We start from the raw sequence: 14,726 nt of genomic DNA on the forward strand, positions 1-14,726 counted from the left end.
ATGCAATAGTACGGTGTTTATAGCTGGTAAATTTCAGACTATGGTAATTGGTAGTACCGCAATTTGAAATAGATAACAGCTATGATTAGGCACCGTACTTTTTTTCACAAATTTTACTTGCTGCTAATTCAAGCGACTATTTGTGGTATGCGACAATTTTTTCTAATTGTTCACGGCCAGTCTGTTTTGTATCGACTTTGATATAAGCACTGAATTCTTCTGGGACGATAACAACATCTTTCACTCCAGCTTGTGCCAATATTTCTTTTTCTAAAATATCTGGATCACTCAATTGGTTGGGTAAAACAAGCCTAATGCTGCTGACATAGGGAGGTTGTCGTAAGGTAAGGCTGATAATAAACCAAAGTGTGGTCAGTGCGATCCCGCCGATAAAGACTAATGATGCTCCTTGTAGTTGATAAAGCATCCCACCAAGGCTTCCTCCCAATGCAACCCCAAGGAACTGGCTGGTTGAATAGACGCCCATAGCCGTGCCTTTGTAACCCGCAGGAGCTTCTTTGCTGATAAGTGAAGGCAAGATGGCTTCCATGATATTAAAGGCAAGGAAGAAAATTTGAATACCGACAAAAATCCCCCAAAGATTTGCTCCTTGCGACCACAAAACAACTTCAGCAATGAACAACATACCAATGCAAAGTAAAAAAACTTGCTTCATTCGACGCTTTACTTCGGCGTAGATAATGAAAGGCAAAACAGCGACGAAAGAAATTAATGTCGTGATTAAATATACTTTCCAGTGTTGTTGTGGAGGAAAGCCCGCTTTTTCCATGATAAGTGGCAGGGCAACAAAGCTCGACATCAATAGGGTATGCAGGCTTAGAATGCCAAAATTGAGTTTCAATAGTTGAGGATCAGAAAGCACACGTTTAAAACTGCCACGGGCAATACCCGATTCGCGATTTAATAAATGATTATGTGTATTTGGTACGGCAAATAGTGCAATTAAGATCCCACAACCCGCAAGAGCAGCGATGGCGGCAAACAGGCCATTCAAGCCGATATGATGAGTAATAATAGGGCCAACAACGATAGCAAAAGCGAATGTAATACCAAAACTGATGCCAATAAATGCCATGGCTTTTGTTCTATTCTGCTCCCGGGTGAGATCAGAAAGTAATGCCATGATTGCCGCTGATATAGCCCCTGCGCCCTGTAAGGCTCGCCCGACGATAATGCCCCAAATAGAGTCGCTGCATGCGGCAATAATGCTGCCTAATACAAAAATAAGCAGGCCACCGATTATCAGCGGCTTTCTGCCAATTTTGTCTGAAAGTAATCCAAATGGAATTTGGAATATCGCTTGTGTTAATCCATAGATACCAATGGCAATTCCGATCAGTGCTTCGGTCGCGCCATGTAATTCTAAACCATAGGTTGTCAGAACAGGTAGAACCATGAACATGCCTAGCATGCGCAAAGAGAAAATTGAACCTAAGCCCCATGTTGCCCGAAGTTCAAGCGGAGTCATTTTATTATCGTTCATGGATACCTCTACAAATCTGTTATGACATTTTATTTAGGGAAGGAAAACATGAAGTGTATGTTTTTGACCGAATAAGTTGCCATTGAATACAGAAATCGGGGGAAAGGAAAAAAAGATGACAGGGCGAACCTGTCATCTTTGATATTACCAGACGTAAGTCAGAAGGCTTTCTGGTGATGCCGATGAATCTACAGACATCATAACGCTCAATGACATGATAGCGATGATAGAAAACATAAATAACTTACGGGCCCAAATACGATCATCAGACGTTTTGTAACCTGATAATGCCATACCCAGCCACCAGATACTCACTGCTGCTGCTACGATGAGATATTTATAACCCGCATAACCACTGATGGTCAGCATCAAGGTAGCAACCATAAAGGCCAGAATGTACAACGTGATGTGGTTCTTCGCGACGGAAATACCTTTAATCACTGGTAATACTGGGATATTGGCGGCTTGATAATCTTTGAACCGAAAAATAGCAATGGCGTAAGAGTGGGGCATTTGCCATAAGCTGAAGATCAGCAATAAGATCAGCGCACCTGTATCAAAGTGCCCTGTTACCGCACAGTAGCCAATAACTGGAGGCGCTGCGCCTGACAAACTACCCACCAGCGTGCCGTACACAGATTTCCTTTTCATGTAGAGGCTATAAACCCCGACATAAATGACAAATCCGATAAACGCTAACCACATTGCTAAGGCATTGGCTGCTACATAGAGCAGCACCATGCCAGCAATACCTAACACTGAGGCGTAAATCAGGCTGATTTTCGGATCGATAAGCCCTTTCACAAGGACCCTTTCTTTCGTTCTTTCCATGATACGGTCGATATCGCGGTCGATATAGTTGTTGAATACACAACCTGATGCTACCACCAGCGATACCCCGACCATCGTTGCAAAGAATAAGGGGTAATCTATTACTCCCTTGGAAGCGAGTAGAAAACCACCAATCACAGAAATTAGATTTCCGAAAATAATTCCTGGTTTGGTCACTTGCAGGTATTGCTTAATCATTCAAATCAACCCTTAATCAACCATCATATTGATGTTCAGGTTGTACATAATCCACAGGGAGCCAACAACAACGATAGCGATGACCAGTAATGTGAATAATAAAGCAACGAGGTTCCAACGCTCTTCAGACGACGTATTCATATGCAGGAAGCAGATGAAATGAACGAAGATCTGAATAACTGCCATCACAACCACAGTCATGAGGATGGTGCTTTGTGAAGCTGTACCTTCCATCACCATCCAGAATGGGATCACGGTCAGTATGACTGACAGTACAAAACCAATCATATAGGTTTTGAAACTACCGTGGCTGGCGCCGGAATGAGAAGTATTTGGATGACTCATTACATAGCTCCCATCAGATAAACGATAGTAAATACACAGATCCACACAACGTCAAGGAAGTGCCAGAACAAGCTCAGGCAGTTCAGACGAGTACGATTTACTTCAGTTAAACCACGGCGTGCAACCTGAACCATCAGAACGATAATCCAGATCAGGCCGAAGGTAACGTGCAGACCGTGAGTTGCAACCAGTGCGAAGAAGGAAGACAGGAATGCACTTTTATCTGGCCCATAACCTTCTGAGATCAGTTTATGGAACTCATAGACTTCCATTGAAACGAAGCCAAGGCCAAGTAAGAAGGTAATGAACAGCCACAGGTTAACTTGAGCGGCTTTACCTTTATTCATGCACAGCATGGCGAAACCATAAGTGATACTACTGAACAGCAGCAAGAAGGTTTCGACCAGCACAAAGTCCAGTTCAAAAATTTGTTTACCTGTTGGGCCATCAGCAGTGCCGTTAACCAGCACTGCATAAGTAGCGAACAGACTTGCAAACAGAACCAAGTCACTCATCAGGTAGATCCAGAAACCAAATACTTTATTGGCTCCTGCATCGTGGTGCCCATGAGCGTCATGGGCGGCTGTGTTGTTAAGGGTTTGAGTCGACATTATTTCACACCTGCCTTTCTCAGTTCTTCGTAACGCTGATTTTCAACTTTTTCGACTTCAGCTACAGGGACGTAGTAATCAACGTCTTCATCAAAGCTTTTCACGATGCAGCTGATAATGATGCCAGCAAAGCTTCCAATCGCCATCCACCAGATATGCCAGATCAAAGCAAAGCCCAATATCAGACAGAATGCACTGATAACCACGCCAGCTGCGGTATTCTTAGGCATATGAATTTCTTCATATTTAGCTGGACGCTTGTACTCGTTGCCTTTTTCTTTCATATCCCACCATGCATCACGAGACTGGATGTGTGGAACTTCAGCAAAGTTATAGAATGGAGGCGGGGAAGAAGTTGCCCACTCCAGAGTACGTGCACCCCATGGATCACCAGTCAGATCGCGGTTTTGGTCGCGGTCACGGATACTTACGTAGAACTGGATAACCTGACTCAAGATACCCAGAGCAATCAGAACTACGCCGCAAGCTGCAACAACCAGCAGTGGGTGGAATGCAGGGTTGATATCTTGGCTCAGACGACGGGTCATCCCCATGAAGCCCAGCGCGTACAGCGGCATAAAGGCAACGAAGAAACCTGTGATCCAGAACCAGAAAGCACGGACGCCCCATTTTTCGTTCAATGTGAAACCAAACGCTTTCGGGAACCAGTAAGTTGTACCTGCGAAGCAACCAAATACTACACCGCCAATGATAACGTTATGGAAGTGAGCAATCAGGAACAAACTGTTGTGCAGAACGAAGTTCGCACCAGGTACGGCCAGCAGAACACCTGTCATACCACCAATGGAGAACGTGACCAGGAAGCCAACAGTCCACAGCATTGGGGTTTTGAATTCGATACGACCACGGTACATGGTAAACAGCCAGTTGAAGATCTTAACCCCGGTTGGGATAGAGATAATCATTGTGGCGATACCAAAGAAGGCGTTGACGTTCGCACCGGAACCCATGGTAAAGAAGTGGTGCAACCATACGATGAACGACAGGATGGTAATAACGATTGTCGCCCACACCAGTGAGGTATAACCAAACAGGCGTTTTTTCGAGAATGTTGCAGTAACTTCAGAGAAGATACCAAAGACAGGCAGAACCAGAATATAAACTTCAGGGTGACCCCAAGCCCAAATCAGGTTGATGTACATCATCATGTTGCCGCCCATATCGTTGGTAAAGAAATGGGTGCCCAGATAGCGGTCCAGAGTTAACAGTGCAACTGTGACTGTCAAGATTGGGAACGCAGCGATGATAAGTACGTTGGTGCACAGTGAAGCCCATGTAAAGACAGGCAATTTCATCATGGACATGCCTGGTGCACGCATGCGCAGGATAGTCACGAAGAAGTTAACACCTGTCAGCAAGGTACCGACACCGGAGATCTGAAGACTCCATATCCAGTAATCGACCCCGACCCCCGGATTGTACTCCAGGCCGGACAGAGGTGGATAAGCCAACCAACCCGTTTGTGCGAATTCACCGACCCCCAGAGAGAGGTTCATCAGTATGACACCGACAACAAACAGCCAGAAGCTCAAAGAGTTCAGGAATGGAAATGCAACGTCACGCGCGCCAATTTGCAGAGGAACAACAATGTTCATCAGGCCGACAACGAAAGGCATCGCCATAAAGAAGATCATGATAACGCCGTGGGCGGTAAAGATCTGATCATAATGGTGCGGAGGCAGGAAACCTGCTTCGCCAGCGGAAGCAAGAGCTTGCTGTCCACGCATCATGATGGCATCCGCGAAGCCACGAAGCATCATTACCATGGCTACAACGATGTACATGACACCGATTTTCTTATGGTCAACGCTGGTTAACCACTCACTCCAGAGCCATTTCCACTTACCGAAATAGGTGATGGCACCAACAACGGCCAGTCCCCCAAGCAAAATCCCAATCAATGTCACCACAATAATGGGTTCATGTAATGGGATTGCATCCAGTGTTAATTTTCCCCACATGCCTTTATTCCTCAACACCTGCATGAGCCGGTTGACTCATATGCATATTATGACCCGCAGCGTCACCATGTTCTGTTTTACCATGACTTGGCACACCAAACATACCACCATGGCCCATTTCGCCCATGAATTTGGCGATAGTTTCTTGGAACAGATTTGGCTTCACTGTTTTGAAGAGTTCAACAGGATTGTTTTCGCTAGGTTTAGCCAACGCATTGAATTTTTCTGTGGTATCCAGGGAATTCTCAGATGCTTGTACTTTCTTCACCCAATTTTCAAAATCTGCACGATTTTCAGTTGCGGTCGCAGTGAATTTCATGCCTGAGAAGCCACGCCCACTGTAACTAGCTGAAAAACCATCGTATTTGCCAGCAGAGTTAGCAATCAAGTGCAATTTGGTTTGCATACCTGGCATTGCATAAATCTGACCACCTAACTGTGGGATGAAGAACGAGTTCATCACAGAGTCTGAAGTGATCTTGAAGTTGATTGGAACATCTTTAGGGAATACGATTTCATTTACGGTTGCAATACCCTGCTCCGGATAGATGAATAGCCATTTCCAGTCGAGGGAAATAACTTCAATCGTTACCGGTTTAACATCGCTGTCCAACGGCTTATATGGATCGAGCTCATGAGTCGTTTTCCATGTAATTGAAGCCAGAACGATAATAATCAGAACGGGCACCGTCCAGACGACAAGCTCAATTTTATTTGAGTGTGCCCAGTCTGGACGATAGGTTGCAGATTTGTTGGCTTCCCGGTAACGTAAAGCAAAAATGATTGCCATTACGATTGCCGGGATAACAACGATCAGCATCAAGCCAAACGCTGTTAATATCAGCGTTTTTTGCTCAGCACCGATCGCCCCTTTGGGATTCATCAATACCATATCACAACCGCTTAGCATTAAAGTGGCTGCAAATAGCGACGATAACCCAATAGTTTTTTTGTATTTCATCAGTCTCATTAGAGCGACCCCAGATAACAAAAGCTTTATTGTCGTTTCATCAGTGGGGGCATTCTACGGTAAGGTTACCGGGGTGTAAACAATTGTAATGGAAGCAGGTTAGCTTGCGGGCTTTTTATGCTAGAGGGATCACATGTAATGCTGAATTTAACAAAATGTTAACTTCGGCTTGTTATTTTAACCAAAAAATCAAAAGAAACAATTTATTTATACTAACTATTTATTTTTTAAAATAAAATTTTAATCAAAAGCAAAGGAAAAATAGCCTAAATGTGCGCTGTGGTTGAGAAGGTAGTTTCTATTATTAGCGATGATGGATAGGTATGAACTATCCATCATCTAAATTAGTTGTTAGAAGTTATATTTCACACTATAAACAATACCATCCTGCAAGAAATCTTCTCCCAATTTGTTATCTGCATAACGGTATTGGATTCCGGTTGTAAATGAAGGATGTGGTGTCCACCATAATCCCAGCGCACCGTTAACGCCGTCACGACCACCGTTGCCATAGCGTTTGTTACGGTTCAATTCAATTTCATTCCAGTTTGTAACGCTGAATTTTTGTTCCCACAGATTGAAATCGTATCCCGCTACCCAGCCTACGACATAGCCGTTATTTCCAGAGTAGAAAGTTTGATCAACATAGTGCAGTGCGACAAATGGCTTGAACCACAAACCTGCAAGTGTGGTGTTATAACCTAATCCATAGAGGGTATTGACTTCGTGGAAGTTTCCGCCGTTTGCTTTTCCTGGCAATGAATAGGTTCCATACACATGGCCATAGAGGTTGAATCCAGTATCACCCAGATAGAAACGACCTGTTGTTTTGAAAGTATAACGTTGGTTATCGCCTGGTTGTGCTGTTTTGCTGTTAAATGTGTTTTCTAAATCAGCAAAACCATATAGCTCGCCCCAGCTGAATCCTGCTCCACCTTCCAACTCCAGGTAGGCAAAATCATCTTTATGAGAAGTGTGCCCCGTTTTTTGGGTTGTATGCTTGGTCCAGTCTAGGTAGTTCATGCTGACATTGGCAAATCCCCACTGGTATTCTGCGTTGGCTGAAGCAGAAACTAAGGCTGCGGCAATTGCAGTGAGTGTTAAAATATGTCTTTTCATAAATTCCCTTTATATGGTTTTAAGGTGGTTAACAATATTTCGAATAGTTTGAAATAAAATGCGTTCAAATAATAATATTTGTTAGTGTGAATATAAATAATTTCCCTCTGAAAAAGATGCCTTCTAAGTCACATAATTAAGGGTTTTTATTTTTCTTGTGAAGTTGGTCACTATAAAAGAGCAACAAAAGACTGAACTTTATCAGCCTTTTGTTGTAGTGAACGTTGAAATCGATTGAAGAGAAAGTATTTGTTAAGCAAGTTTACTTTTTTTCAGGGCTAAATAATCCAGTATTCCGCCCAAGAGAAGCCCTACAACGCCAACAATAATACTCCAAGTTAACATTGGTGAGATCCAATCACTGAAGTTGTTAAGTGATTGAATATACTGTGGAGATATAGGGTATAGCAGAGGGACAAAATGAGTTATGGCAAAGATCAGAATGGTGATAATCAGCCAAATAATAAATACCGTAGCAGCCAGTAACGCGATCAGGAAGATAGAGCGGTAATATTTTTTGAATAATGTTCTTGGGATAAAGTTTTCGTCAGCCAGAGTATTGCGGCAAATTAGCAATAATAATAGCCCCGGTATCCCGATAATAACAGAAAACAGATAGAATACCGGCCAGCCATGCTCTTCTGCTAACCATCCTGCCACAGGGCCGACATAAACCCGACCAACAGCCGATAGCGCAGACAGCAGGGCAAACTGTGTTGCGGAGAACGATTTATTGCATAAAGCCATCAGTAAGGCGACAAATGCTGCGGTTCCCATCCCACCACAGATATTTTCGACAAAAACAACGATACCCATGACATAAATGTCTTTTGGTGTCACTGAAAGTATCCAGTAACCAAAGTTTGATACAGTTTGGAGGATGCCAAATATCATTAAGGCACGAAATAAACTCCACTTATGCATCAAATAACCGCCATACAAAGCACCAACGATGGTGGCTGCGAGCCCCAGAGTTTTATTGATCGCACCGACTTCTGCAGTACTGAAACCAACGCCGCGGATTAGAAAAGTTGTACTCAGAGATATAGCAAATGCATCAGCCAGTTTGTACAGTATGATCAATAGCAGGATGAGCCAGGCATTGTTTCGGTTGAAAAAGTCAGCTAAAGGCTCTAATACTGCTTGATGCAACGTTTTTGGCGGTGCAGTGCTTATTTGGGGTTCCTTGGCTGTTAACGTCGCATAAACACCAATCAGCATCATGCCAGCCATAATCCAGTACATATTCTGCCAGCCAATATAGGTCGCCATCAATAAAGCCAACCCGCCGGAAGTCAACATTGCCAGACGATACCCCAGAACAGAGATAGCGGCGCCTGAGCCACGTTCTTCCGGCGACAGTAAGTCTGTTTTATAAGCGTCGAAGATAATATCCTGGGATGCGGAAAAAAACGCAACTGCGACAGCTAATGCCGCGAGCCACCATAAATGTTGTGATGGCTGAAGGACCCCCATCGCAGCAATGCTGGCAATGAGTAAAAGCTGGGTAATCAACATCCATCCTCTTCTCCGCCCCAAGAATGAGGGAGAATACCGGTCCATCGCTGGAGCCCAGAGGAATTTAAAAACATAGGCCTGACCAACCAAGGTAAAAAAACCGATAGTTTTGATATCGATATTTTCGACAGTCATCCATGCCTGTAAGGTGCCAGCTGTAAGAGCTAGAGGAAGACCAGAGGCAAACCCCAATAATAGAAGGGTTCGATAGTTACGTAATGCAGATAAATTTAAATAGCGATGGCTAGTCATGAGCCTCCTCAAACTTTCTGCACGATATCTGATGTGTCAGAATCCGGCAGAAAGTTTATTTATTATCCGGTTAGCGAACGTTTTGTTTGATGAAGGTACTGATTGACGAATCTTGAGCCATATCTGCAATTACGTCTGACAAGACAGTATTTACCGCATCAGCAATTTTGGCATTGGTTGCACCCAGTGGCCCCTGAGCATTGTAGCTGGTACGATAGTTTTTGATTTGTTTACTGCCATCCTTTGCATAGACAATAATGGAGATGTCTGCTTTTGTTAAAATATCATGACGCAAGCTCCCTTCCTTTATATTGGCATTAAGCTGGTTCACAATAATTTGTAAATTGGCATCGGCGGGAGAACCAATCATATAGCCACGCGCAGTCATCTGTTTTTCCAGCGCTTCTTGCAATAAAAAGCGTAAGTCGCGGGAAGGGACTAATGTGACTAAGCGTGCATCACGATTAATTTGGGCCAGAGCTTGAGATTGGCGATGGTCGACCCCACTAATGCTGACTGTGATTGCTTTCATTGTCGGATCAGAGGGTGGCAAGGTAATTTTAGGCTGAATCGCCAAGGTATTTCCTGTGCCTGCGCAGCCAGATAAGCCGGCCAGAAAGAAAAGCGTAATCAATGGAATAAATATTTTCTTTAACATTTGTTTTTCTCAACTCAAGATTTGGATATCCGATGTATTCATGTGGGTAGTATAAATTACCGTAATCATAACATCGTCATTGTTAACGGCATATCCCTGATGATTGAGATATAGGTCGAAATACCTCAAGAAAATTTTGTTAAAGAGATTTAACTATCCCGATGTTATAAATTACGGGAAATAATCTAAAATCAATAATGTGGTTGGATAAATAACCTTTGGTGATTGAAGGAGAATGAGATGGTTCGTCAGGAAATAGAAACAAAGTTACGGGCGGCATTTAAGCCTTCTCATCTGAATGTGATTGATGAAAGCTATCGCCACAATGTGCCTGCTGGTTCTGAAAGCCATTTTAAAGTTATTCTGGTGAGCAATGATTTTTCTGAACAAAGGATGCTCAGCCGCCACCGTTCAGTGTATAGTGTCTTGGCACAGGAATTGGAAGAAGGAGTGCATGCTTTGGCACTTCATACTTATACGGAAAAAGAGTGGGCAGAATTGGGTGATACTGGCCTGGCTTCTCCTGCATGTCGTGGTGGGAGTACAACGACATCAACGTTATGATTTTTCCGAATAATCCAATAAACCACCTGATTTTATTTTATTAATCTGGATATTATTTTAGATAACAGCCTTCGGGCTGTATTTTTGTTTATATACATTAAATAGATGGCGCATAAACACTATAGCGATGTATCCATTGAGCAACATTTATCACATAAGTCAACGAATCATGCATGCTTTTGTCTGCAATTCTCGACTCACACTGTCTGCATCGCTATAATGCTGCGTCTAAATTTTTAGAATGGTTTCGGGACGCTTCTGATCAAGGGATTCTCGGTTTTTAAATGCGACCGCCCCGGTTCTTAAAGAGTGCTGCAATCTGCTTTGCTAGGTATTGCAGCCATTCTGAAGTTGACCGAGCACTATGATTTTTTTGAGGTAACAAGATGCAAGTTTCTGTTGAAACCACTCAAGGCCTTGGGCGTCGTGTGTCAATCACCGTTCCTGCTGCCGATATCGAAAAAGCAGTTAACAGTGAATTGGTTAATGTAGCAAAGAAAGTTCGTATTGATGGCTTCCGTAAAGGTAAAGTGCCAATGAATATCGTTCAGCAGCGTTATGGCGCTTCTGTTCTTCAAGATGTTCTGGGTGATCTGATGCAGCGCAATTTCATCAATGCGATCATTGAGCAGAAAATCAACCCAGCTGGCGCACCAAGCTACAAACCAGAACAGTTTAAAAACGGTGAAGACTTCACTTACGCAGTTGAGTTTGAAGTTTATCCAGAAATTGAACTGAAAGGTTTGGAAGAAATTGAAGTTGAAAAACCAGTTGTTGCAGTAAAAGATGAAGATCTTGACAACATGCTGGATACTCTGCGTAAACAGCAGGCTGATTGGAAAGAAACAACTGAAGCAGTAACAGCAGAAGATCGTGTAACTGTTGACTTCACTGGTTCAATTGATGGTGAAGAGTTCGAAGGCGGTAAATCAACTGACTTCGTTCTGGCTATGGGGCAGGGTCGAATGATCCCTGGTTTTGAAGATGGTATCGTTGGCCATAAAGCGGGCGAAGAATTTTCCATCGATGTAACCTTCCCAGAAGATTACCACGCAGAAAACCTGAAAGGTAAAGCAGCGAAGTTTGCTATCAACCTGAAGAAAGTTGAACAGCGTGAACTGCCAGAATTGACTGAAGAATTCATCAAACGTTTTGGCATTGCTGATGGTACTGTTGAAGGTCTGCGTACCGAAGTTCGTAAGAACATGGAACGTGAACTGAAAAATGCCGTTCGTAACAACATCAAAACTCAGGTTCTTGATGGCCTGGTTAAAGCTAACGAAATTGACGTTCCTGCCGCTGTTGTTGATGGTGAAATCGATGTGCTGCGCCGTCAGGCTGCTCAGCGTTTCGGTGGCAACGAAAAACAAGCTCTGGAACTGCCTCGTGAACTGTTCGAAGAGCAGGCAAAACGCCGCGTTGTTGTTGGTTTGCTGTTAGGCGAAGTTATCAGTAGCAATGAGCTGAAAGTAGACGAAGATCGCGTTAAAACGCTGATTGAAGAAATGGCTTCCGCTTACGAAGATCCAGCAGAAGTTATTGAATACTACAGCAAAAACAAAGAAATGATGGACAATGTTCGCAACATCGCTCTGGAAGAGCAGGCTGTTGAACTGGTCCTGAGCAAAGCGAAAGTTTCTGAAAAAGAAACTGGCTTCAATGATCTTATGAACCAAAATCAACTGGCATAAGTTTCATTTATTGATTGCCTGAGATGATGAAATCTCACTCTCAATAAAGTAAACCCGCAGGCACTGCTTGCGGGTTTTTTTATTTTTCTTGAAAAAAACAGATTTAACCTCATATCCTTTCTTACTATTATGTAAGAGCTTACTACTTTTTAAAGGGGGAAAAGCCCCTTATTAGTTAACCTTGGATCATGGTCATCATCGCTTATCTCAAGTAGAATCAGTTATGAATGGCACCAGCGTGAGTTCTATTAGGAGACGGAAATGTCATACAGTGGCAAGCAAGATCAATATGCACCTAACATGTCTTTGGTGCCGATGGTGGTTGAACAAACAGCACGTGGGGAGCGTGCATTCGATATATACTCCCGCTTATTAAAAGACCGCATTATTTTTCTAACTGGCCAAGTCGAAGACCATATGGCGAATTTGATTGTCGCCCAAATGTTATTCTTGGAAGCAGAAAATCCAGAAAAAGATATTCATCTTTATATCAATTCTCCGGGTGGGGTTATTACAGCTGGTATGTCAATTTATGACACGATGCAATTTATCAAACCAGATGTAAGCACTATTTGTATGGGGCAGGCTTGCTCGATGGGAGCGTTTCTGCTGACTGCTGGAGCTGAAGGCAAGCGTTTCTGCCTGCCGAATTCTAGGGTTATGATTCACCAGCCATTGGGTGGTTTCCAAGGGCAGGCGACTGACATTGAGATCCATGCGCAGGAAATACTTAAGGTTAAAGCTCGCATGAATGAATTGATGGCAAAACATACAGGCCAACCACTTGAAAAAATCGTAGTGGATACAGAACGTGATCGTTTCTTATCCGCTTCGGAAGCCGTAGAATACGGGCTGGTTGATAGCATATTCACCCATAGAAACTAATTTTTTGACAATATATTATTACTTTGTTCTGGTCTTTTCTGGGCACATTTTATGTTAGCGCAAGGCCGGGTGGAGTAATAACAGCGTTTTTTCTGTTATGCCAGACAAACTGGGATAACAGCTCATAAAGTGAGGTTGACTGATGACAGATAAGCGCAAAGACGGTTCAGGAAAGCTGCTGTATTGCTCTTTCTGCGGGAAAAGCCAACATGAAGTTCGTAAACTAATCGCTGGCCCGTCAGTGTATATCTGCGATGAATGTGTCGATTTATGTAATGATATCATTCGCGAAGAAATCAAAGAGCTGGTACCACATCGTGAGCGTAGCGCATTGCCTACACCTCATGAGATTCGTCAACATCTGGATGACTATGTCATTGGGCAAGAGACGGCGAAAAAAGTACTGGCAGTAGCTGTCTACAACCATTACAAGAGACTGCGTAATGGTGACACCAATAATGGTGTAGAGTTAGGTAAAAGTAATATTTTGCTGGTTGGTCCAACAGGTAGCGGTAAAACTTTGCTGGCTGAGACGCTTGCCCGCTATTTGGATGTGCCGTTTACGATGGCTGATGCCACAACATTGACTGAAGCAGGCTATGTTGGGGAAGACGTCGAAAACATTATCCAGAAACTTCTGCAAAAATGTGACTACGATGTGCAGAAAGCACAACGTGGTATCGTGTATATTGATGAAATAGATAAGATTTCTCGTAAATCAGATAATCCTTCAATTACACGTGATGTATCAGGTGAAGGGGTTCAGCAAGCACTGCTGAAACTGATTGAAGGAACGATAGCAGCGGTTCCACCTCAAGGCGGTCGCAAGCATCCACAGCAGGAATTCTTGCAGGTTGATACATCTAAGATTTTATTTATCTGTGGTGGCGCATTTGCTGGCTTGGATAAAGTTGTCAGCCAGCGTTTAAATGTCAGCTCAGGTATTGGTTTTAGTGCTACAGTTAAAGGTGAATCGGAGAAAGCAACCGAAGGCGAATTGCTGGCTCAGGTTGAACCGGAAGACTTGATTAAATTTGGGTTAATTCCTGAATTTATCGGGCGTCTGCCAGTTGTTGCGACCCTGACTGAACTTAGTGAAGATGCATTGATGCAGATCCTGCAGGAACCGAAAAATGCGCTGACTAAACAGTATCAAGCCCTGTTTAATCTGGAGGGTGTTGAGCTGGAGTTCAGGAAAGAAGCATTGACAGCTATCGCGAAGAAAGCAATGGCGCGTAAAACTGGTGCACGTGGTCTTCGTTCGATTGTTGAAGGCGCTTTGCTGGATACGATGTATGATCTGCCATCAATGGAACACGTAGAAAAAGTTGTCGTTGATGAAACGGTTGTTGAAGATAATTCCGCACCATTATTGATATATAGCAAGCCGGATGCCCAAGTTTCTGGTGAGTGAATAAAATAGGGTAGGGAATACCGATTATCAGTATGCATTGAAAAAATAAAATGAGGGAGAATCCCTCATTTTGCTTTTTGCAGCTATAGGCTATTGAATGTCAGATTCCTGTCCCCATATATTTTGTATTCTTTGAAGTGAAACTCGTGAAAACCGTGTTTCACGAGATTCCTAAAAACTGGCG

At 43.3% G+C, this 14,726-nt stretch carries 13 protein-coding genes; 4 read left to right on the top strand and 9 right to left on the bottom strand.

Features of this window, described 5'->3' with window-relative positions:
• Nucleotides 1–136: 136 nt before the first annotated feature.
• The 9 genes from FE392_RS11415 to FE392_RS11455 form a co-directional block, all read right to left on the bottom strand.
• Complete coding sequence (locus tag FE392_RS11415; protein WP_319930352.1) at nucleotides 137–1,504, bottom strand: MFS transporter; 1,368 nt, start codon at nucleotides 1,502–1,504, stop codon at nucleotides 137–139.
• Nucleotides 1,505–1,648: 144 nt separating this feature from the next.
• Nucleotides 1,649–2,533 carry a heme o synthase gene (gene cyoE / locus FE392_RS11420; protein WP_319930353.1) on the bottom strand — a complete coding sequence of 295 codons (885 nt, stop codon included), beginning with the start codon at nucleotides 2,531–2,533 and terminating at the stop codon, nucleotides 1,649–1,651.
• 12 nt (nucleotides 2,534–2,545) lie between these two features.
• Nucleotides 2,546–2,878, bottom strand: a complete 333-nt coding sequence (locus tag FE392_RS11425) for a cytochrome o ubiquinol oxidase subunit IV (RefSeq protein WP_319930354.1) — start codon at nucleotides 2,876–2,878, stop codon at nucleotides 2,546–2,548.
• Complete coding sequence (locus FE392_RS11430) at nucleotides 2,878–3,489, bottom strand: cytochrome o ubiquinol oxidase subunit III (RefSeq protein WP_319930355.1); 612 nt, start codon at nucleotides 3,487–3,489, stop codon at nucleotides 2,878–2,880. Before FE392_RS11430 ends, FE392_RS11425 begins: the two co-directional genes overlap by 1 nt.
• Nucleotides 3,489–5,471 carry a cytochrome o ubiquinol oxidase subunit I gene (gene cyoB, locus FE392_RS11435; protein WP_319930356.1) on the bottom strand — a complete coding sequence of 661 codons (1,983 nt, stop codon included), beginning with the start codon at nucleotides 5,469–5,471 and terminating at the stop codon, nucleotides 3,489–3,491. Before cyoB ends, FE392_RS11430 begins: the two co-directional genes overlap by 1 nt.
• A 4-nt stretch (nucleotides 5,472–5,475) precedes the next feature.
• Nucleotides 5,476–6,441 carry a cytochrome o ubiquinol oxidase subunit II gene (gene cyoA, locus FE392_RS11440; RefSeq protein ID WP_319930357.1) on the bottom strand — a complete coding sequence of 322 codons (966 nt, stop codon included), beginning with the start codon at nucleotides 6,439–6,441 and terminating at the stop codon, nucleotides 5,476–5,478.
• Nucleotides 6,442–6,792: 351 nt separating this feature from the next.
• Nucleotides 6,793–7,560, bottom strand: a complete 768-nt coding sequence (locus FE392_RS11445) for a nucleoside-specific channel-forming Tsx family protein (protein ID WP_319930358.1) — start codon at nucleotides 7,558–7,560, stop codon at nucleotides 6,793–6,795.
• A gap of 252 nt (nucleotides 7,561–7,812) precedes the next feature.
• Nucleotides 7,813–9,330 (bottom strand): muropeptide MFS transporter AmpG, encoded by a 1,518-nt coding sequence (ampG, locus tag FE392_RS11450; RefSeq protein ID WP_319930359.1) that lies wholly within the window; start codon nucleotides 9,328–9,330, stop codon nucleotides 7,813–7,815.
• 70 nt (nucleotides 9,331–9,400) lie between these two features.
• Nucleotides 9,401–9,988: a lipoprotein gene (locus FE392_RS11455; protein WP_319930360.1), complete on the bottom strand. Its 588-nt coding sequence runs from the start codon at nucleotides 9,986–9,988 to the stop codon at nucleotides 9,401–9,403.
• Nucleotides 9,989–10,228: 240 nt separating this feature from the next.
• Between FE392_RS11455 and bolA the strand changes: the two genes are divergently transcribed.
• The 4 genes from bolA (at nucleotide 10,229) to clpX (ending at nucleotide 14,542) form a co-directional block, all read left to right on the top strand.
• Nucleotides 10,229–10,552: a transcriptional regulator BolA gene (bolA, locus tag FE392_RS11460; RefSeq protein WP_319930361.1), complete on the top strand. Its 324-nt coding sequence runs from the start codon at nucleotides 10,229–10,231 to the stop codon at nucleotides 10,550–10,552.
• A 386-nt stretch (nucleotides 10,553–10,938) separates the two neighbouring features.
• A complete protein-coding gene (tig, locus tag FE392_RS11465) occupies nucleotides 10,939–12,243 on the top strand; it encodes a trigger factor (RefSeq protein ID WP_319930362.1) in 1,305 nt (434 codons plus the stop codon).
• 261 nt (nucleotides 12,244–12,504) lie between these two features.
• Nucleotides 12,505–13,128: an ATP-dependent Clp endopeptidase proteolytic subunit ClpP gene (gene clpP / locus FE392_RS11470; RefSeq protein ID WP_319930363.1), complete on the top strand. Its 624-nt coding sequence runs from the start codon at nucleotides 12,505–12,507 to the stop codon at nucleotides 13,126–13,128.
• Between the two features lie 142 nt (nucleotides 13,129–13,270).
• Nucleotides 13,271–14,542 carry an ATP-dependent protease ATP-binding subunit ClpX gene (clpX, locus tag FE392_RS11475; RefSeq protein WP_319930364.1) on the top strand — a complete coding sequence of 424 codons (1,272 nt, stop codon included), beginning with the start codon at nucleotides 13,271–13,273 and terminating at the stop codon, nucleotides 14,540–14,542.
• Nucleotides 14,543–14,726: the final 184 nt, after the last annotated feature.

The organism is Xenorhabdus santafensis (genome assembly GCF_033949405.1).
Lineage (GTDB): Bacteria > Pseudomonadota > Gammaproteobacteria > Enterobacterales > Enterobacteriaceae > Xenorhabdus > Xenorhabdus santafensis.

What these genes read in the sequence shown, in the direction of transcription:
- ampG (WP_319930359.1), bottom strand. Translation starts at nt 9,330, where the DNA reads ATGACTAGCCATCGCTATTTAAATTTATCTGCATTACGTAACTATCGA.
- cyoB (WP_319930356.1), bottom strand. Translation starts at nt 5,471, where the DNA reads ATGTGGGGAAAATTAACACTGGATGCAATCCCATTACATGAACCCATT.
- tig (WP_319930362.1), top strand. Translation starts at nt 10,939, where the DNA reads ATGCAAGTTTCTGTTGAAACCACTCAAGGCCTTGGGCGTCGTGTGTCA.
- cyoE (WP_319930353.1), bottom strand. Translation starts at nt 2,533, where the DNA reads ATGATTAAGCAATACCTGCAAGTGACCAAACCAGGAATTATTTTCGGA.
- clpX (WP_319930364.1), top strand. Translation starts at nt 13,271, where the DNA reads ATGACAGATAAGCGCAAAGACGGTTCAGGAAAGCTGCTGTATTGCTCT.
- FE392_RS11455 (WP_319930360.1), bottom strand. Translation starts at nt 9,988, where the DNA reads ATGTTAAAGAAAATATTTATTCCATTGATTACGCTTTTCTTTCTGGCC.
- FE392_RS11415 (WP_319930352.1), bottom strand. Translation starts at nt 1,504, where the DNA reads ATGAACGATAATAAAATGACTCCGCTTGAACTTCGGGCAACATGGGGC.
- bolA (WP_319930361.1), top strand. Translation starts at nt 10,229, where the DNA reads ATGGTTCGTCAGGAAATAGAAACAAAGTTACGGGCGGCATTTAAGCCT.
- FE392_RS11445 (WP_319930358.1), bottom strand. Translation starts at nt 7,560, where the DNA reads ATGAAAAGACATATTTTAACACTCACTGCAATTGCCGCAGCCTTAGTT.
- FE392_RS11425 (WP_319930354.1), bottom strand. Translation starts at nt 2,878, where the DNA reads ATGAGTCATCCAAATACTTCTCATTCCGGCGCCAGCCACGGTAGTTTC.
- FE392_RS11430 (WP_319930355.1), bottom strand. Translation starts at nt 3,489, where the DNA reads ATGTCGACTCAAACCCTTAACAACACAGCCGCCCATGACGCTCATGGG.
- cyoA (WP_319930357.1), bottom strand. Translation starts at nt 6,441, where the DNA reads ATGAGACTGATGAAATACAAAAAAACTATTGGGTTATCGTCGCTATTT.
- clpP (WP_319930363.1), top strand. Translation starts at nt 12,505, where the DNA reads ATGTCATACAGTGGCAAGCAAGATCAATATGCACCTAACATGTCTTTG.